This window comes from Streptomyces carminius, assembly GCF_002794255.1.
Taxonomy (GTDB): domain Bacteria; phylum Actinomycetota; class Actinomycetes; order Streptomycetales; family Streptomycetaceae; genus Streptomyces; species Streptomyces carminius.
Genome location: NZ_PGGW01000022.1, coordinates 86,806 through 105,819, shown reverse-complemented (window position 1 = coordinate 105,819; position 19,014 = coordinate 86,806). Strand labels below are relative to the sequence as shown.

Here is a 19,014-nt window from a genome sequence, read left to right as displayed (position 1 = left end):
GGGGTCGGGGCCGGTCCGGGGCGACCATTCCGGACGGCATTATTTACGGCCGTGATCGTGTCACGTTCTGTCACCCACTCATTGGCCGCAAATAACGCTTGAGTGTCCGGAACGGCCGCCCCTCCCCGTCCCCTCCCCGCCGTCGCCGGGTGCACCACCGCCGTGCCTGCGCTCCAGACCAGGCCCACTCCCGGGGTGCTCCTCCGACCACACCCCCCACAGCCCCGGGCCGAACCCGCCCCCGGGAGAGGCAGCCCCGGACCCGTCCCCGGGATGTCCTCCTCCGCCTGCCGCGCACCCCGGACCGAACCCACTCCCGACAGGGCCGCCCGGAGCCGATACGGACCGGCCCCGGCTCCGGACGCACCCGCAGGCCACCCCGGTCCCACCAGGGAGTACACCCCTGCACACCGGGGGCGGGCAGCGCCCCGGCCACCCCCACGGCCCCGCCGAACAACCGGCACCCCACGACAGCGGCACGCGCCTTGATCACCCTCACGGGAACGGCCGGCGGCCGGCCTCGCGGCAGCGGCACGTCCTGGCCGCCCTCACGTGCGGGGGCGAGTGGCCGGCAGTGCGGCCGCGGGGCAGGGCGGGGTGTCACCCGACGTGTGTGAGCCGGCGGGGGTGGAGGACCGCAGGCACGGCGATGGCGCACCCGGCGACGGCGGGAGGGGACGGGGAGGGGCGGCCGTTCCGGACACTCAAGTACGATTTGCGGCCAATGAGCGGCTCAGGACACGTGGCACGGCAACGGCCGTAAATCGTACCGTCCGGAATGGCCGCCCCGGACCGGCCCCGACCCCCGCACCCGCACCCGCACCCGCACCCCGGACACGAGCACGAGCACGGCAACCGCACCCCCTCAGCGCGCCCGCACCACCCGCCCCTCCTCCCAGACCGGCTCCGGCACCTCCCGCACCCGCCCGTCCGCACCGAAGACCAGGAACCGGTCGAAGGAGCGCGCGAACCAGCGGTCGTGCGTCACCGCCAGCACCGTCCCGTCGTACGCCTCCAGGCCCCGCTGGAGCGCCTCCGCGCTCTCCAGGTCCAGGTTGTCGGTCGGCTCGTCCAGCAGCAGGGCCGTCGATCCGGCCAGCTCCAGCAGCAGGATCTGGAATCGGGCCTGCTGCCCGCCGGACAGCTTCCCGAAGGGCTGCTCGGCCTGCCGGTCCAGCTCGTAGCGGCGCAGCGCGGACATCGCCGCGCCCCGGTCCTTCGCGTGCTCGGTCCACAGCACGTCCAGCAGCGTGCGGCCTTCCAGCTCCGGATGTGCGTGCGTCTGCGCGAAGTGGCCGGGCACCACCCGGGCGCCCAGCTTCCACTGACCCGTGTGGGCGACGTCACCACCGGCAAGCAACCGCAGGAAATGCGACTTCCCCGACCCGTTCGACCCCAGCACCGCGACCCGCTCCCCGTAGAAGACCTCCAGGTCGAACGGCTTCATCAGCCCGGTCAGCTCCAGCCCGGCGCAGGTGACGGCCCGCACCCCGGTGCGCCCGCCGCGCAGCCGCATCCGGATGTCCTGCTCACGCGGCGGCTCCTGCGGCGGACCCGCCTCCTCGAACTTCCGCAGCCGGGTGCGGGCCGCCTGGAGCCGGGAGGCCAGCCCGTCGTTGTAGGCGGCCTTCTGCTTGAGGGTGTTCACCAGCTGCTTCAGCTTGGCGTGCTGCTCGTCCCAGCGGCGCCGCAGTTCCTCGAAGCGCTCGAAGCGCTCCCTGCGCGCCTGGTGGTACGTGGCGAAGCCGCCGCCGTGCACCCACACGTCGGATCCGGCCGGGCCCGGCTCCACACTGATGATCTTCCGTGCCGCCCGGGCCAGCAGTTCACGGTCGTGGGAGACGAACAGGACCGTCTTGCGGGTCTCGTCCAGCCGCTCCTCCAGCCAGCGCTTGCCGGGGACGTCGAGGTAGTTGTCCGGCTCGTCCAGCAGCAGCACCTCGTCCGGGCCGCGCAACAGGACCTCCAGGACCAGCCGTTTCTGCTCACCTCCGGAGAGGGTGCGCACCTTGCGCCACTGCGCCTTGTCGTACGGCACGCCCAGCGCGGCGGTGGTACACATGTCCCAGACGGTCTCGGCCTCGTAGCCGCCCGCCTCGGCCCAGTCGGCCAGCGCCTGCGCGTACGCCATCTGCGCGGCCTCGTCGTCGGTCGTCATGATCGCGTGCTCGGCCTCGTCCACCGCCGCCGCGGCCTGCCGGACGCGTGGCTGCGCCACCGAGACCAGCAGGTCGCGCACGGTCCGCTCGTCCCGCACCGAGCCCACGAACTGCGGCATCACACCGAGCCCGCCGCCGACCGTCACCGTGCCGCCGTGCGGTGTCAGCTCCCCCGCGATCAGCCTGAGCAGGGTGGTCTTCCCGGCGCCGTTGGCGCCCACCAGCGCCACCGAGGCGCCCTCGCCCACCCGGAACGAGACATCGCCGAGCAGCGGCCTCCCGTCCGGAAGGTGGTACTCCAGATGCGCCGCCTCGACATGTCCCATGGGCCCGACTCTGACGCGCGTCCGGCGGGCGGGCAAGCGAATATGATGCGCCCATGAGTTTTGGGCAGGGGGGACCGGGCTGGGGCCCGGGAGGGGGGCCGTCCGCACCGGACTGGGACGCGCTGGCCGAGCGGGCCGAGCGCACCCGCGCGCGTCGGCGGCGCTGGCTGCTGATCGGCGGCGGCGCGGTGGCCACGGCGGTCGTCGCGGCGATCGTCGCGACGGCCGTGATCAGCGAGGACGGTTCCGGCACCGGGACGTCCGACCGGCCCTCGGGGGCGCTGCCGTCCGCCGGGAGCCTGCCGCCCAGCCCGGAGCAGCCGGAGCCGAGCTTCTCCTCGGAGCCCCCTCCCCCGCCACCGGATCCGCGGGAGTTCCTCTCCGACCCGGCGAAGGACAAGGCGCCGCTCGGCGCCGGGACGCTGTTCCCCGGCGACTCGATGAAGGTCAACGACCGGACGTACGCCAAGGGCGCCACGGCCACCACGAAGAGCTGCGCCGCCGGCACCCAGGGCGCGCTCGGGACGGTGCTGGCGAACAACGGCTGCCGCGAGCTGATCCGGGTGACGTACGAGCGCGACGGGCTCGCGGTCACCGTCGGCGTCGCCGTCTTCGGCAGCGACGAGGCCGCGCGGAAGGCGAAGGAGCAGGCCGAGCCGAACGTCGCCTCGCTGCCCGGCGCGGGCGTCCCCACCTTCTGCCGGGGCGGCGTCACCTGCCACACCTCGGCCAACGCGCTGGGCCGCTACGCGTACTTCACCATCTCCGGCCACACCGACGGCAGAAGCGTCACCGCCTCCGACGAGGCCGCCCGCCGAACCGGCCGCGACGGCGCCGACTTCGCCTTCGCCCGCCTCCTCGACCGCGGCCAGGAGCAGGCCCGGGCGGCGGTCGGCGGCTGACGCCCGTGCGGGACCCGGCCGCTCGGCGGCCGGGTCCCGTGGAGCCGGGTTCTCCCCGTCAGTCCCGCTGCGCGTCCTGCGGCAGCCGGCGCAGGGTCACCTTGCTGGCCTTCTTCTGCTTGAAGGCCCAGTCGAGCATCTTCGTCGCGTCCGGGTAGCGCTTGGAGCTGTTGAGCACGACCCCGACGACCGTGCGCTTGTCACGCGTCGCCGCGAAGACCAGGCAGGGCCCCGCCTTGGTGCCGGTGCCCGTCTTGATGCCGACCACACCCTTGTAGGAACCGAGCAGTGTGTTGGTGTTGTACCAGGTGTACGTGCGCCCGTTGGTGGCCTTCTGCACGGTCTTGGGTGCCTTGACCACCGTCTTGAACGTGCTGTTGGCCATCGCGTGCCGGGCCAGCTTCGCCAGGTCGCGCGGGGTCGACTGGTTCTTGCCCGCCTTGGAGATGCCGTCGAAGGAGTCGAACTTCGTGTTCTTCATCCCCAGGTCGGCGGCCTTCTTGTTCATCTTCGAGATGAACGACTTCGTGCGGGCCGCCGTGGTGCTGCCGCTGCCGTAGGTGTCCGCCAGCGCGTACGCCGCGTCACAGCCGGAGGGCAGCATCATGCCGTACAGCAGCTGCCGCACGGTGAGCTTGTCGCCGGTCTTCAGGTCGGCGGTGCTGGCGCCGTTCTTGGCGACGTAGTCACGGTAGGCCTTCTTGACCGTGACCTTGCGGTTGAGGTCGACGCCCTTGGTGGTGAGGACGACCGCCGCGGTCATGATCTTGGTGGTGCTGGCCATCTGCCGTTTGGTGTCGGCGCTCTTGCCCCACAGTGCCTTGTTGGGGCCGCTGTCCAGCAGGAAGGCGCCCTTGGCCGCCACTCCGGACGGCCCGGCGGCCGCCTGCGCCGGAACGACCAGCGGCCCTGCCACCAGGACGGCTCCGGCGGTCAGTGCCACCGTCCCCGCCCGGCGGGCCCCCCTTGTTCCCAGTATCAATGGACACTCCGTGTCATCGTGGTCGTCGGGACCCGCGCACCGCGGATCCCGACCGTCAGACCACCGACGTGTCCTGGGAGTTGCCCCGGATTCGGACAACTCTCCGTTCTCCCGGCGGCCGCCCATGGCCGATATCGCGCTGCTGAGCGGAGCGGCGCACGCGGCGGAGGATCACGCCACGGGCACACGGACGGACTCCCGGCGCACCTACCGGAGCTTCCTCACGGACAGCACCTACTGGGACAGCTACCGGCCGCGGCCCGGCGACATCGTGATCTCCACCCCGGCCAAGGCCGGCACCACCTGGGCCCAGCGGATCGCCTCGGTCCTGGTCTTCCGGAGCACCCGGCTGCCGGGGCCGCTGGCGGAGGTCAGCCCCTGGCTCGACTGCGCCTTCGTCCCCCTGGAGCAGACGCTGGGGCTTCTGGAGGGGCAGGAGCACCGGCGGTTCATCAAGACCCATCTGCCGATGGACGCCCTGCCCGTCCACCCCGAGGTGTCGTACCTGGTCGTCGGGCGCGATCTGCGGGACACCGCGCTCTCCACCCACAACCACGCGCTGGGCACCAGCCGGGTCCCGTTCCCGCCCGGGCCCGCCGGTGACGACGTCCACACCCCCGGGCATCCGGCGATCCCCGAGGACGTCCGCGAGTTCTGGCGCGCCTACTTCACCCGCAGCGCCTTCCCGTGGGAGTCCGACGGCCGGCCGTTCAACTCGCCCACCCACCACCTGGAGTCCTGGTGGCACCACCGGGACGAGCCCAACGTCCTCCTCCTGCACTACCAGGACATGCTGGACGACCTCGACGGGCAGATGCGCCGCGTCAGCGCGTTCCTGGACATCCCCGTGGACGAGGACCTGTGGCCGGAACTGGTGGAGGCGTGCACCTTCTCCGACATGCGGGCCGACCGGCGCCAGATCTTCGGCGACGGCGCGACCGGTGCCGTGGTCTCCTCCTTCCAGTTCTTCCACAAGGGACGCAGCGGGCAGTGGCACGGCGTCGTCACCGAGGAGGACCTGGCGCTGTACCGCGCGGCGATGCGGCGCCTCCCCGCCGACCTGCGCACCTGGCTCTCCCGCGACGAGGGGTAGACGGCGGACCTTGCCCCACACCGGACTCCGCAAGGGCGAACTCCTCAGCCTCCATTGGGAAGACCTCGACCTCGGCACGGACACCGCCGCCATCCGTCGCACCTTGCAGCGCACCAGCACAGACGGGCTCACCACGCTCCCCACCAAGACCCGGGCTTCCGAGCGCCGCATCGCCCTGCCTACCCGCCGCGTCCAGTCGCTGAAGCTCCACCGCGAACGGCAGCAGCGCGAGCGGGAAGCCGCAGGCGCCGCGTGGCAGCACAGCGGGCACGTGTTCACCACTCTCCAGGGAAAAACAATCGACCCGACCAACCTCACCCGCGCCTTCACCACGCTCCTTCGTAAGGTCGGCCTCCGCCGCATCCGCTTCCACGGCCTCCGTTACCCCACCGCCACCCTGCTCCTGGAACAGGGCGTCGACCTCGTCTTGATCAAGGAACTTCTCGGCCACGCCCACATCGGCGTCACCGCCACCGTCTACGCCCACGTCCGACTCCGCCTCCAGCGCGACGCCATGACCGCCCTCGGCGACGCCCTCAACCGCCCCTGACCCCGCGCACGGCAACGGCGGCGAACACCAATGGTGTTCGCCGCCGTTGCCGTCAACTACTGCCGTCAGCGCGGAGCGATCCCGCCAAATCGGACAACCCTTGCCACCAGAATTCGCGAACGTGAATTCACCTGCCTGGTCCGTAGGGGACCGAGATCTATCGCGACCCACCGCCATAGGCGGATCGCAACAGCGCCTTCACGCGATCCAACTCTGCTCGCGCCTCTTCCCTCTCTTCCGCATTCACCCAACTCCGCCAGAATGATTCATTCTCCGAGAAGACGTTCTCCAGCGCCCGCATTGCAGAAGAAGCGAGGATCGGATCGACTGGTTTCGGCAGCCAATCAGTAACGTCCGAGTAATCCTCACTCCATTCCAAGGAAGCGCCAGCCGGAAGGTTGGCGGCAACGACCGCAGCGGCTGCTATCACCTCCTCTGGAAGAATTTCCGAGGAGGTACCATCTTCGGTTGTTGCGCGGAATGTTGTCGTGACGGCTACGAGCCGCCCGGACGCAGACTTTTCCTCCAGTTCGTCCAGGTAGTCTTCCGCAGTGTCACTGTCAAACGGCCCCGGTCCCCAGGTTCCCATCGCAGACTCCAGTCGAGCGCTACGGCAAGTAGCCGCCTCTTGGTACGTCGATTTCAGGATCTCTCCGATTGAGTAGAGTTCCCCCTCTGGTCTTGACGCCCTCCATCATAGTCTGCTCCATCCGACGGATCGCCGTCTTGCTCGTTCCGCTAGGCAGAGTGAAATAGGTGACGTTGGCTATGTCGTCCGCTGTGTATCCAGCCTTCCGAACCGCATGCTTGGAACGCATCGACTTGTTCACTCGCTCCCGAATGCTTGTCGTGGAGCTTCCGACGTAGGTTGTCCCGTCCTTGAGATGGATCGAGTACACGCCCGGCTCGGTCGGCACGTCAAACTTGGTTCCCGGACCGCAGTTTGCATTGTGAACGAGTACCGGTGTCTCGCCCGCCAGCACATAGTACGTGTGGATGCCCCTGACGGTGAGGTCGTGGGTACGCTGGCGCTGCTCGAAGTGACGGGTGGCGGTGAGGGTGACGGTATCGCCGTCCGGGGTGCGGAGCGTCATCCCCGGCTTGAGGTCGTCAGCCTTGATCCACTCCTGCGCTGACTCCACCCAGAAGGGGTGGGTGGTTGTGGAGATCAGGGCTGCGGTGCTCCGGCCACCATCAAGGGTGATGGTGAGGTCGACGAAGTGCTTGTCGTCCTCGGTGACGATGGTGCCGACGATCTCGCGGGTCGTGGTCTCACCCGTCTCGGGATCGGTGACGGTGACCTTGTCGCCGAGTTCGACGTCCTCGATCGGTTTACTCGATCCGTCGGCGAGGAGGACCCCTGTCCCCGGAAGGAAGCTGTGCGGGGCCGAGCACTTCCCCTTCTTGCGAAGCGCCTCCTTGGACTTCTGCGCCTTCTCCTTTGCCTTCTGGAGTCCCTTCTTGGCCTTGTTGAGCGCCCTCGTCGCGTCTCCAGCCTCGTCAAATCCCTCTATCAGCCTCCTGAGGTGGCCCCCGATCGTCTTCATGTCATCGACGAACTTGCCGATTTTTATTCCGTACTTGGCTGCAAGCTTTCCGGCCACACCACCGACCGCTGTGGAGAGGATATTGGCCACTGTCTCGCCGCAGTCCGACATATTGGGCGACGCCAGGCAGTCCATGGCCGCGTCAACGCCGATCAGCTCTCCACCGATCTTCTTCAGGCCTTCGATAGACCTTTTGACCTTTTTCTTGGCCGAGCTGAGACGCTGCTCTACCTGGTCTCTCTTGCGCTGTGCCTGCCGCACCTCGTGGTGAGGATTGTTGCGCAACCACTTGCCAACCGTGCTGACGACGTACTTGACGACCTTGACCAGGCTGTGGAAGAAGCCCACGAACATGCCCGACGGATCGGACAGTGTCACCGGGCTGTTGTTGGCGTAGGCGTAGCCGTTGATCTGCTGGGGCTGGGTGAAGTCGATGACCGGGTCGACCGAGATGAATCTGCCTAGTTTCGCGTCGTATTCACGGGCACCGATGCTGGTCAGGCCGGTCTGGGCGTCGATCGTGCCGCCGACGAACCCCTTCTCCCCCGGCCAGGTGCCGCTCGCCCTGCCGCGCTCCAGGCCGTAGGGGTCGAAGCGGCGCTGGGCGAGAACCGCACCGGTGACGGCGTCGACGGCCAGTTCGCCCGTGCCGTGGTGGTCGGAGACCAGCCAGGCCAGCTTGCCGTCGTCGGTACGCACCGCGATGGTCCGGCCAGCGAAGGTGTAGTAGCGAGTGGCCTCCACCTTCGACGATCCCGTGGCCAGGCGCAGTTCCATGCCCGGCAAATAGACCGTGGTGGCGGTGGCGTCCTTCCGCATGATGCGGTTGCCGGACGCGTCATAGGTGAAGGTGGCCTCCTTGCCGTCCACCTCGACGGTCCTGGCAAGCTTCCCCTCGGCGTCCCATTCCAGGCTCTGGGTGTCGCCGCCGATGGTCCGCCCGGTGGTGTTGCCGGACTTGTCGTAGGCGTAGGTGGATTGCCGGTCGCCGGTCGGGGTCTCCTCCACGACCTTGGTCACGGCGTGCGGCCCGGCACCTTCCTCGCCATAGGTGTAGGTACGGATGATGTCCTTGGCGGCCTCCAGGTCGGTGTCGTGGACGACCTCCTTGAGGCGGTTGCCCAAGGCGTCGACGGTGTACGACTTCCAGTACGGTGCCGGACCGCCCAGCGCGCGCTCTCCCGGTGCCGCGCCGCACGCGGCCGGTGCCGCGCCGCCCAGCTTGCCGCCGACCGTGCCGGAGCCGGTGGCCTGTTCGGCGGTCGCCACCGGCGTCCATGCCTCGGACAGCCGCTGGCCGGTGTCGTAGGTGAAGCACTGCACGTCGGGGGCGGAACCCGAGGTGTCGGAGATCGACAGGACGTTCCCGGCCTGGTCGTAGGTGTAGTGCGAGGCCTTGGCCGGGCCGGTGACGCCCTCGGTCCTGACCGTCGAGCGGGTCAGCCGGTCGGTGCCCTTCTCGTAGTCGAAGTTCTGCCAGACCCGCTTGCCGCTGCCGGTGGACAGCTGGAGCTGCTGGAGCAAACTGGCGGTGGAGTAGACGGTGTCGGTGACGTACGAGGAGGTGCTGCCCTTCAGGGACACCGGGCGCTGCAACTCGTCGTAACCATAGACGAAAGCTTCCGAGCCGAGGCCACCCGCAGCGGGCATACCCTCGCCCGAAACCGTGCCGTCCTGGTTGTAGGTGGTGGTGAAGGTGTAGACGCCAGCGAGGTCGTTCTCCGTCTCGGGGACCGAGTAGGCCGTCTTCAGCGGACGGTAGAGCGCGTCCATCGACTGGGTGACCGTGGTGAAGTACTGGCTTCCGTCGCCCACGTACCGGAGCGAAGCATAGGCGTGGCCCAGCCAGCCCGCCTTGTCATACCGGGTCTCGGTGAGCTTGGTGCCGGTGTTCGGCTGTCCCTTCCAGGTGGTGATGACCCGCCCCAGCTTGTCGTAGGCCGTGGAGACGCTCTTGCCCCGCGCGTCCGTGGTCGTCACCGGCCGGTCGACGGCGTCGTAGGTGACGGTGGAGGTACCGGCGTCCGGGTCGATGCTCTTGGTTTTGCGGCCCAGTTGGTCGTACTCGTAGCGCCAGGTGTTGCCTTCGGCATCAGTGACCGTGGCCAGTTGCCCGGCCGGGGTGTAGGTGTACTTCGTCGCGTCGTAGCCGTTACCGGGTCCGGCGGCACCGTCCGGGTTCGGGGCCTCGCCGTGGTAGTGGCGCAGCTCGGTGGTCCGCCCGGTGGCGTCGGCGATGGTGGTCGTCGGCACCCCGCCCTCGGGCGGATCGACGTGAGTGCGCTCACCGTCGTACCGGACCGTGGTGCGCCACTGCTCCACTCCCGCAACCGCGAAGATCTCCGCCGTGGTGCGGCCCAGCCCGTCGTACTCGTAGCGGTACTGGGTACCGACCTCGCCATTGCGGACGACCAGCAGTTCGTCGGAGGGAGCGCCTACGGCGTTGTAGGTCTCATTGCCCTGCTTGATGAGGCCGGCGCCGTCGTAGAAGGTGTCACCGACCAGCCTGGTACCGTCCGGGCCCTCGCTCTGGAGCTGGCGCGGACGCAGCAGACTGTCGTAAATCTCGTACTCGGTCCCGTACGTCCCGCCGTCCTCAAGTTTCTCCGCCTTGATCGCGACCGGCTTGTCCTTGCGGACGAGGTAGCTGTACTTGACGTTCGGGGTCTGGGTGCTTCTCCGATTGGCCAGCCAGACACCGGTCACCCGGCCCAGCGCGTCGAGCCGGGTTTCGGCGCGCTTGCCGTTGGCGTCGGTGTGGCGGATCGACTGGCCCCAGGCCGGTGCGTAGTCGGCGGTGGTGACGTGGCCCAGTGGATTGGTGACCTTCACCTGGGAGATCAGCCCGTTGGCCTGGGTGTACTCCGTCTTGACGGCCGCTCCGGCCGCGTCTGTCTCCGAAGTCGGACGGCCGAAGGCGTCGTAGGTGGCAGTGCCTGTGACCTGGTAGGTGGCCGTGGTGCCGTCGTGCGACATCAGCCGCTCCGATGTGGTCTCGTCACCACGGACCGGTGCGTCACCGAACGATCCGCCGTCGTAGGAGAAGCGCTCGTCCTCCAGGACCTGTGTTCTGCGGTCCGGGGTGGCGGCGCAGTCGACGGAGACGATCTCGATACGAGACGGCAGTTCCAGGATGTTCTTGGCCTTGTTGTCCGCGTACCAGGTCCGCGTGCAGGTGTCGTCCTTCGATGTGGAGACGTCGCCCAGGTCCTCGGTGCGGACGATGCGGCCGGTGCTGGTCCCCGCCGTGTCGTAGGAGGTGGTGCTTCTCGTCTCCTGCCAGTCTCCGCCGGACAGCAGGCTGTAGCCGCGGGTGGCCCTCGGCTTGACGAGGGTAGCCCTGGTGGTGGCCCAGGGTTTGGTCTGGATGGCGGTGTCGTGCTTCCACGGCTCGGTGACGACCTTGGAGACGATCTTGCCCTTGTCATGGGTCGCGGCCTCGACTTCGAAGCCGGTGTATTCCTTGTGGTCGGTGTACTCCTTGCCGGTGGAGTCGGTGACTCGCACCGAGCGGGTGCCGCCGTCGGGGTCCTTGTCCCCATGCATGCCCTGCAGATACGTGTAGTCGACGCGCGCGGCGTCGGCCTCACCGTTGCCCTTGGTGACGGTTACCTTGCCGTAGCCCTGCCACTCGTTCCAGGTGAGGTACTTCTCGTCGGTGATGCCGTCGGGATCGGCGTGCCGCCAGGCGGCGGCGCCGTTGTAGTCGTAGCGGGTGACCATGTCGTCGCCGCCTCCGGTGCGGTCGGTCTCGATGATCTCGGCGACGACGTACTTGTGGAACCAGTCGGTGATCGGCTCGGTGTGGCCCGGCGGCGCCCACTTCACCGGGTAGCAGCGCCTGGTGGACTTACCCGGCTCGGGCAGGGCGTCGGCGGTGCACTCGGTGGGGGCGTAGTTGACGTCGAGCTGGGCGCCGGTCTCGCTCAGGACGGTGGCCAGGCGGTAGCGGTGGAAGGCGTCGATGTTGTCGCCGTCCTTGTCCACCCGGTTGGCCAGCTGGATGCCGTGCAGGTCCACCGAGGGCAGCTTGATGTGGTCGTCGCCGGCCCTGCCCTCGTGCCCGATCTTCGACAGCCACAGCGTCCCGGAGTCGTCGCCGTTGTCGAGGAAGCGATGGGTCAGCGTCCAGGCGTCGACGTCCTCGTAGGTGTCGGTGCCGGTGCGCATCCGGGTGGTGACGCCGGTCAGCCGCTTGGTGGTCCAGAAGGAGGGCGAGGCCTGTCCGGCCTTGCAGTGGGTGCCGGCCTTGCACTCCAGGTCGACGGGGACGTCGGGCCAGTGGGCGGCGTTGGCCGTGGTGCGCTTGTCCGGGGCGCAGTCGAAGGTCTCGGTGGGCAGGCAGCGCTCGGCGACGGTGAACTCCACCCGGGCCGGGGCCTTGGCGGCGTAGACCTGGCCGTCGCGCTGGCCGTAGTCGACGCGCTTGAGGTGGCCGCCGCGGTGGTAGGCGGTGCCGTCGACGTCCGTCCTGCCGTTCAGGGCGTAGTAGTTGGTCTCCGCCCCGTAGAAGTACGACATGACATTGCCGTGGGTGTCCTTGACGTAGTCGAGGTTCCACCGCCACGCCTGCTTGCAGTGCGCCTTGGTGAACGTGGCGTTGTGACAGGGCTCGCCGGAGTCGTCGCCGAAGACGGGGACGGTCCAGGCCGAGTCGGTCTCCTCCTTACCAGAGGTCCAGCCGGGCAGCCGGTTCAGGCCGAAGTGGTACTCGGTGCCGTCTGTGGTGGTCACCCTCCAGTGCTCGCCGTCGTTGTCACCGTTGGCGGCGCCGGTGAGCTTCTCCACCCGGGCGCCGCTCTCCCCGGTCATGTGCCACTCGCCGGTGTCGTCGTCCTTGATGAGCTGGGCGGAGCTGCCTTCGAGGAGAACGGTGGCGTTGTCGTGCGCCCAGCACTGCTCGGCGGAGTCCTTGTGGCCGTCGTCGGCGCAGGGCTTGTAGGCGCGCTCGATGTAGCCGGGCTCGAAACTGAAGCCGTCACCGACCCAGGAGCCCTGGTTGTTGGTGACCGAGGTACGGCCGTCCACTGCCTGAGAGGAGTAGCCCAGGCCGATCGTCGGGTTCAGGCCGCCGGGGGTAGGCACCGCGCGGAAGGGATACTCCCAGGAGAACCCGCCGGAGGAGTTGGCGACGTTCCAGCTCGCCGACGGTGCCAGCGAAGTCGCCGTGTAGTCGCCCTTGGCGGACTCGATCCCCGAGACGAGGGCGACCAAGGCAGACGCCTCACCCGCCTGGGTGGACATGCCCGGCTCCGCCGGTTCGGCGGTGACCCGTGCGGTCACCGTCCGCCGGCCGGCATCGTTCTTCGAGGCCAGCGGGACGGGCTGCCGGGGGCACTCGGCGCTGCCCGGTTCGGCGGTGGCGGCGCAGTCGGGCAGCCGCACCAGGCGTAGCCGGGCACCGTAGTCACCACCGAATCCTTCGGCGAACGCCGAGTAGTCCACGGAGAGTTCGACCACGCCCGGCTTTTCCGCCCCGTCGGCCCGGCTGACCTTCAGCACTGCGGCACTGTCGAGTTCCCGGGTCCGCTTGCGGTCCAGGGAAGTGACGCTCACTCTGGCCGGGGAGGTGTTCTCCTCCCCGTCCTTCCGCGCCTTCGCCTTCCCGCTCTTCTCCGTCGGCCCGGCTTCGGCCACCGTGATCGGCAGGCCGCCGACCTCGATCTTCTTCGCAACCCTCCCAGCGGCGCCGACCGCGATCTCGGCACTTCCGGCCTTCGGCCAGTCGGCCCTGTCGAGGGCCCTGACCGCGGCCTTCCTCGTGGGGTCCACCGGCCGGGGCGCGGCCTTGACGTCCCGGCCCTCGGCGGGGTCGCCGAGGTCCTGGACGCCCGGGCGGCCCTTACCGGTGTCCTTGTCCAGCGGTACGGCCTGGGCCGTGGTGCCGACGAGAACCAGGTTCAGACCCAGCACGATGGCGCCGATGGCGCGTTTGGGTATGCGGCGGCTCAGCAGACGACCTTTAAAGGGGTTCACGAAGGGTATCTCCGCAGGTCCGAAGGCGGGTTCAGGTCAGGGAAGGCGCACGGCGGGGAAAGAGGAACGGTGAGCGGAGAGGGGCACCGGCATGCCGCCGGTGCCCCCGGCCGGTTACATCACGGGGACGGCGATGAGCTGGTTCATCAGCTCGATCCCGGAGGGATCGACCGCGCCGGCGTACACCCGTACCTCGTCCAGTGCACCTGCGAGGTACTCGGTGCCGCCGCCCTGCACAGAGCGGCCCACCTGGAGCCCACCGGTCGCGGGCCACAGGGTGTCGTCTCCGCCGGACGCGGTGGCGGTCAGATCGCCCTCGACATAGAGCCGCAGGTCGTTGGCGAAGGCGTCGTAGACCACGGCGAGGTGCTGCCCGGAGCCGTCGCTGCTCGGCAGTGGCGCGCTGTCGGTCACCACGGTCGCCGCTGCCTCCGCCGCGTCCTCCCGCGCCACCTCCAACTCCCACTGCCCGGTGGACGCCTGGTAGCGCACCGCGACCCGGTCGGCGTTGCGCCCGGGGAGCGAGAAGACGGTCTGCGACTGCTCCGGGGCGTCGGTCGTGAGCTGGACGCGGGTGGCGATCGTGAAGCTGCTGTCCCCGGTCACCGGGGGTGCGTCCGTGGCTGCCCAGTCGCCGTCGCCGTCCAGCACCAGATGGCCGTCGCCGACCAGGGGAGAGCTGTCGAACAGCGGGTCGTCCGGCCGGTAGACCGACGCGTTCCCGTGCAGCGCCAGCGGCTGCCCGCCCTCCTGGACGTTGGCGGAGCCGCCGTCGGCGGCCTCGTCCAGCGGCCAGTAGCCCCGTCGCTCGGGCTTGACGGTCATCAGCTCGGCGACCTGGGCGGCGGTCAGGATCCGGTCGAAGACCCGGACCTCGGCGAGATCGCCGGTGAAGTGGTCGCGGTAGCCGGACTTGGCCGTGGCCCGGCCGATCTGGAGGGCGCCGTGTGCGGTCCATTCCGAGCCGCGTGTGACGGTCTTCTTCAGCTGCTGGTTGACGTAGATACTCAGCTTCGGGCCGCCGGCCGCCTCGGCGTCGTAGACGCCGGTGAGCAGCACCCACTGGTCCTTGACCGGTGTCACCCCGGCCGACGCCTTCCAGTGGCCGAGCGTGGCCACGTCACTGACCGGCATCGAGAAGGCCCATGATCCGGCCGCGGCGTCGTAGCCGAGTGTGAAGCCCGGCTCGCCGGTGCCGTCCTGGCTGGCCACGACCATGTCCCGGTCGAGTGCGGTGGGACGGGCCCAGGCGCTGACGCTGAAGCTGCCCCCGGTGTCCAGCACGGTGGCCTGTGCGTCGAGGTACGCGTTCGCGCTGCCGTCGAGCCGGGCCGCGGCGTCGGCCCGGCCGCCGGGGCCGGTCACGCCGAACTCCACGCCGGAACCCGCGGTCGCCGGGTAGCGGCCCGACTCGTCGTGGGCGTCGGCGGCACCGGCCTCGTCCGCCAGGTTCCACTGCCCGACGACCGGGCGGCCGTCGTCGACCAGGAACTCGTACTGGGCGGGGACGCTGGAGTTCTTCGCCCGGTCGTACGCCTCGACGGTCACCCAGTGGGGCCCGGCGGCCAGCGGGCGCCAGGTCACCGTCGCCGGGCCGCCCGGGCTCGCGGGCGCGACCGTCCTCATCGGCTCGCCGTCGAAGCTGTAGCGGTACTCGACGATGTCGCCGTCAGGGATGCTGTCGTCCGTGTTCGGCTCGAAGGTGAAGGTGCCCGTCGTCCCGACGCCGTCGTGCCACACCTCGTCGTCCGGGTACTCCTCGGAGGTCACCGCCGGGGCGCCGGGCCGGGTGGGGTCGTGGACGATTTCGCAGCGCTGGGTGCCGGTGCTGCTCCACTCGCCCCAGGCGTCGCCGTCGTAGGCCCGGGCGGTCCAGTAGATCACCGAGTCGGGCCGCAGGTCCTTGGTGACCTGGGAACTCATGGTGTGGGTGAAGGCCGTGCCGGAGTTGGGGGCCTTGTAGGCGGTGTCGTGGGTGTAGGAGCGGGCGGTGCCGTCCTTCCCCGTCCAGGCCACCTTGAACTGCACCTTCACCTTGTCCGTGCTGGACGAGGTGTGGTCGGGGTCGCGCGCCTCGGTGCGGAGCTGGGGCAGTACGTCGGTGTAGGGGCGGTCCGCTCCCCAGGTGCACCGGCCGCCGGGGTTGGAGGACATGTGGCCGGTGCTGATCTGTCCGGGCGGATTGTTGTAGCCGATCTTCAGATAGGCGTTTCCGCAGATCCGCTTCCAGCCGTTATAGGTGCCCTCGTCCTTCGCCCGCAGGCCCAGCGACATCGACGTCCAGCCGCCGGAGGCGGCCGCGCCCACCTCGCTGACCAGCTCGCCGCCCTCGAAGTGGAGGTTGGCCTGGCCGGAGCACTTGGTCGGGGAGATCTTCCGGTCCACCGTCATCAGGTGGTCGTCCCAGTCGTCCTTGGTGTTCGACCAGTCGCTGGAGGAGGTGACCTTGTGGTTCTTGCCGCCGATCCGGTAGAGGTCGATCGGTTCCGCGCGCGCGTCGGCCCAGTAGACGTGCTCCACCCGGGCGGAGAAGCTCGCGTTCAGGATCTGCTTGCCCCGGTAGAACGACATGGGCATCGTGAACAGCAGCCGCCGTACGCCGATGCCGGAGCAGCTGTCCGGGTTGTAGTTGACCGGGCACTTGCCCGCGCCCGCGCTGCCCGAGTACTTCCAGTCCTGCTCGCCCGGCACGCCGGACATCACCCCGGTCCAGGCGGAGCGGGAGGTGGTGCGCTGGATCGGGTCGATGACCACCGGGTAGACGGTGTCCTCGCCGGTGAGCAGCTCCCGGTCCGGGACGAGCGTGAGCCGGTCCCCGGTCACCTCGACGCCGACCGGGGCGGTACGGCCGCCGGCGCCGGGCCCCTCGGCCGCCGCGTCGGCGGACGCCGCCCCGGACGTGTCCGCGGTGACGGTGAAGGACGCCTGGTCGGCCCGGTCCGGGGCGGTGGACTGCGCCGGCTCGCCGGTGGTGCCCTCGCCCGTGCCGGCGGAGTCCCACATCACCGGCTTCCCGGCCTCGAAGACCGTGCCGCCGACCGCCGTGTCCACCGCCCGCAGCGCGCCGCTCTCCGTCTCGGAGACCTCCAGGCCGGCCGTCCGCAGACCGAAGTCGATGCTCTCCAGCTCCGGGTTGGCGGCCGCCTCGGCCGTCTTCACGACCAGCAGGTGCGCCAGACCGTCCACCTCGGCGCGGGCCACCAGGTCCACGCCGGGCAGCACGTCGGGGTAGGTGGCCGAGTCGCCCTCGATCCTGGGCTCGGGCAGCTTCCCGCCCGGCCAGGTCAGGGCGTACTCACGGCCCGCCTTGCGCATCCGGGCGAACGGTCCGTCGCCGCCGCCGGAGAACTCCACCTCGACGGTGGCGGCCTTCGGCGACCAGCCGCCGTCCGCGCGCCGCACCAGGGTGCCGTCGACGTCGACCCACTCGCCGCCGCGCACGGTGCGGACCGGCTCGGTGTACTCGTAGGCGGTGAAGGAGCCGTCGGGGTTGGCGAAGACCTCCCGCCGCTCCTGCCGCAGCCCGGCCACCTCCACCGGCGCGCCGTTCTCCTCGGCGGCGAGACGGGCGAACTCCTCGGTCCGCTGCACCGTCGCGTACGTCCCGGAAGAGGTCTTCGCCGGGGCGGCCGCGGCCGTGCGCACCGTGTCCCGGGCGTCCCCGCCCGCGCCGGTGGCGGGCGGTACGGCGCTCCCGGTCACCAGGAGCGCGGTGAGCGCGCCGACGACGGTCGCGGTGTGGCGGCGCGTACGGGGCCGCGTCCGGTTCTCGTTCACGTCCCTGTCCTTGCGTCCGTCCGGTCTTCCTGCCGTCCGGTCGCCGTCTCCGTACGCCCTCACCGGACCACCGCCCCGAAGGCACGGTCGCCGGACGGCAGCCCGCCTTCGCCAGGACGTCGGGCAGTCACCGTGCCGGTGCCGTCGGAGACCAGGTTCGGCCAGGGAATGCCGTAGACGCCGCGGTCGGCCTGCGGTCCGTAGGGTTTGCCCACGTAGAGCTGCTGCTGAGTGGCCCACAGACTGGTGCCCAGGTACTCCCTCGTCCCCGGGGTCCCCGGCAGACCGAACAGGTCCTGCTCCAACCAGACTTCGCCATCGCCCGGAGGTCCGATCAGCGGGAAGATCTGTACACCGCCGGAGTCCTGCGCTCCTGCGGCTTCGATGTCCTCACCCGGGATGCCGACTGCCAGCAGTACGGTCCGGGCCGTGCCGACCGAATCGGGCGCGGTGTTGACGGCGGTGAGGTGCTGCCCGAAGTAGTCGCCGTCCTCACCCACGCCCACGACGGCGGCATAGGCCTGGCTGATGTCGGCCGACTGGACCACATCACCGGAGGCGGTAACCCGCAGGTTGATGACCCGCCCGGCGTCCTCACCAGTCGCCAGGTCCTCCCCGGGAACGCCCACGGCGATCAATGTCTCATTGGTGGACGAGGCACCGGAGGGTCGGTACTGGACGGTGGCGAGCGCGACGCCCATCTGATCGCCGGTCTCGGCACCACCATTGACCCCGGGGGAGTCCTGATCAATCCCGGCCAGTGGCGTGGGCAGGCCGTCGTCGCGCAGGGTGTGGCCGAACACCCAAACGGCACCGGAGAAGGTGTTGTCCCCGATCATCTCGCCGGGTCCGCCCACGGCAATGTGCAGAGGCGAGGCGGCCACCGCGTATCCGAACCGGTCGTTCGCCTCCACGAGCCCGGGCACACCATCGTTGTCCTGGGTCACTCCGGCGTTCACGCTGTTGCGCAGGTAGTGGATCATCCCGCTGTCCGCGATGCTGCCGGCGTCCTCGCCCGGCACACCGATCACCAGGTAGGGCTCTCCCGCGGAGGTGGTCCCGGCGGCCGTGGCGTAGCCGAACCAGTCGCCTCCCTCCGGGACGGCACTCCCGATGTTTCCGCCGCCCTTGCCTTGGACGAGGTCGAGCGCCGCGGGCCCAGTGGTCAGGCCGTTGGATGCCCCGTACAGGACCTGGACGGAGCCCGCGTCGGCCTGGTCCTCGATGTCCTCGTAGGGAGAGCTGACGACCAGGTCACTGCAGCCGTCCCCGTTGTGGTCGAAGACCGCGAGGGCGTGACCGTAGCGGTCCCCGGCCTCCGGCACGCCCGGAGCCCCCGCGGTGCCCTGGGAGATCACGGCCGTGCCCTTGCCGCCGCCGTAGACGACGTGCACCACCCCGGCCTCCGCCCTGCCGGAAACGGTCGCCTCGGGATCGGCGATCGCGATGTCGCGGATCCCGTCACCGTTGAAGTCCGACTCCGTGCCCGCGGTGCACCCCGCCGCGGCCGTCGCCGCCCGGGTGGGCGGCGGTGTCCCGCCGGACAGTGCCATCGCTGCCACCACGGTCAGCACGATCGTGCCTGCGCGTGCGCGCACGCCGGTTCCCCCGCCCCTTGTGAAGATCTTTTGAAACGCGTGAAGTCGCGGTGATCTTTCTCGACAGGGAGAGAAACGGTCAAGTTTCAAGAACGATGATGACC

At 69.8% G+C, this 19,014-nt stretch carries 8 protein-coding genes and 1 pseudogene; 3 read left to right on the top strand and 6 right to left on the bottom strand.

Features of this window, described 5'->3' with window-relative positions:
- Positions 1 to 865: 865 nt before the first annotated feature.
- The gene (locus CUT44_RS08470) at positions 866 to 2,485 is read right to left on the bottom strand and encodes an ABC-F family ATP-binding cassette domain-containing protein (protein ID WP_100201559.1); all 1,620 of its coding nucleotides are present in this window, start codon (positions 2,483 to 2,485) and stop codon (positions 866 to 868) included.
- 53 nt (positions 2,486 to 2,538) lie between these two features.
- Here CUT44_RS08470 and CUT44_RS08465 point away from each other — a divergent pair, with 53 nt between their 5' ends.
- Positions 2,539 to 3,387: a hypothetical protein gene (locus CUT44_RS08465; RefSeq protein WP_100201558.1), complete on the top strand. Its 849-nt coding sequence runs from the start codon at positions 2,539 to 2,541 to the stop codon at positions 3,385 to 3,387.
- Positions 3,388 to 3,445: 58 nt separating this feature from the next.
- On the opposite strand, the gene CUT44_RS08460 is transcribed toward CUT44_RS08465, so the two are convergent.
- The gene (locus tag CUT44_RS08460; protein WP_408646725.1) at positions 3,446 to 4,330 is read right to left on the bottom strand and encodes a D-alanyl-D-alanine carboxypeptidase family protein; all 885 of its coding nucleotides are present in this window, start codon (positions 4,328 to 4,330) and stop codon (positions 3,446 to 3,448) included.
- A 163-nt stretch (positions 4,331 to 4,493) separates the two neighbouring features.
- On the opposite strand from CUT44_RS08460, the gene CUT44_RS08455 reads away from it, so the two are divergent.
- Together CUT44_RS08455 and CUT44_RS08450 are read left to right on the top strand one after the other, a co-directional pair.
- On the top strand, positions 4,494 to 5,462 hold the full coding sequence (locus tag CUT44_RS08455; RefSeq protein WP_100201556.1) for a sulfotransferase domain-containing protein: 969 nt from the start codon (positions 4,494 to 4,496) through the stop codon (positions 5,460 to 5,462).
- A 16-nt stretch (positions 5,463 to 5,478) separates the two neighbouring features.
- A pseudogene (locus CUT44_RS08450) lies at positions 5,479 to 6,012 on the top strand (site-specific integrase); the annotation flags it as partial.
- 157 nt (positions 6,013 to 6,169) lie between these two features.
- Here the strand turns inward: CUT44_RS08450 and CUT44_RS08445 are convergent.
- The 4 genes from CUT44_RS08445 to CUT44_RS08430 form a co-directional block, all read right to left on the bottom strand.
- Complete coding sequence (locus CUT44_RS08445; RefSeq protein WP_100201555.1) at positions 6,170 to 6,601, bottom strand: DUF4259 domain-containing protein; 432 nt, start codon at positions 6,599 to 6,601, stop codon at positions 6,170 to 6,172.
- A gap of 19 nt (positions 6,602 to 6,620) precedes the next feature.
- On the bottom strand, positions 6,621 to 13,535 hold the full coding sequence (locus CUT44_RS08440; protein WP_233221310.1) for a polymorphic toxin-type HINT domain-containing protein: 6,915 nt from the start codon (positions 13,533 to 13,535) through the stop codon (positions 6,621 to 6,623).
- Between the two features lie 114 nt (positions 13,536 to 13,649).
- Positions 13,650 to 17,312, bottom strand: coding sequence for a LamG domain-containing protein (locus CUT44_RS08435; RefSeq protein WP_100201554.1), 3,663 nt, complete (start codon positions 17,310 to 17,312; stop codon positions 13,650 to 13,652).
- A 59-nt stretch (positions 17,313 to 17,371) separates the two neighbouring features.
- A complete protein-coding gene (locus CUT44_RS08430) occupies positions 17,372 to 18,910 on the bottom strand; it encodes an FG-GAP-like repeat-containing protein (RefSeq protein ID WP_233221309.1) in 1,539 nt (512 codons plus the stop codon).
- Positions 18,911 to 19,014: the final 104 nt, after the last annotated feature.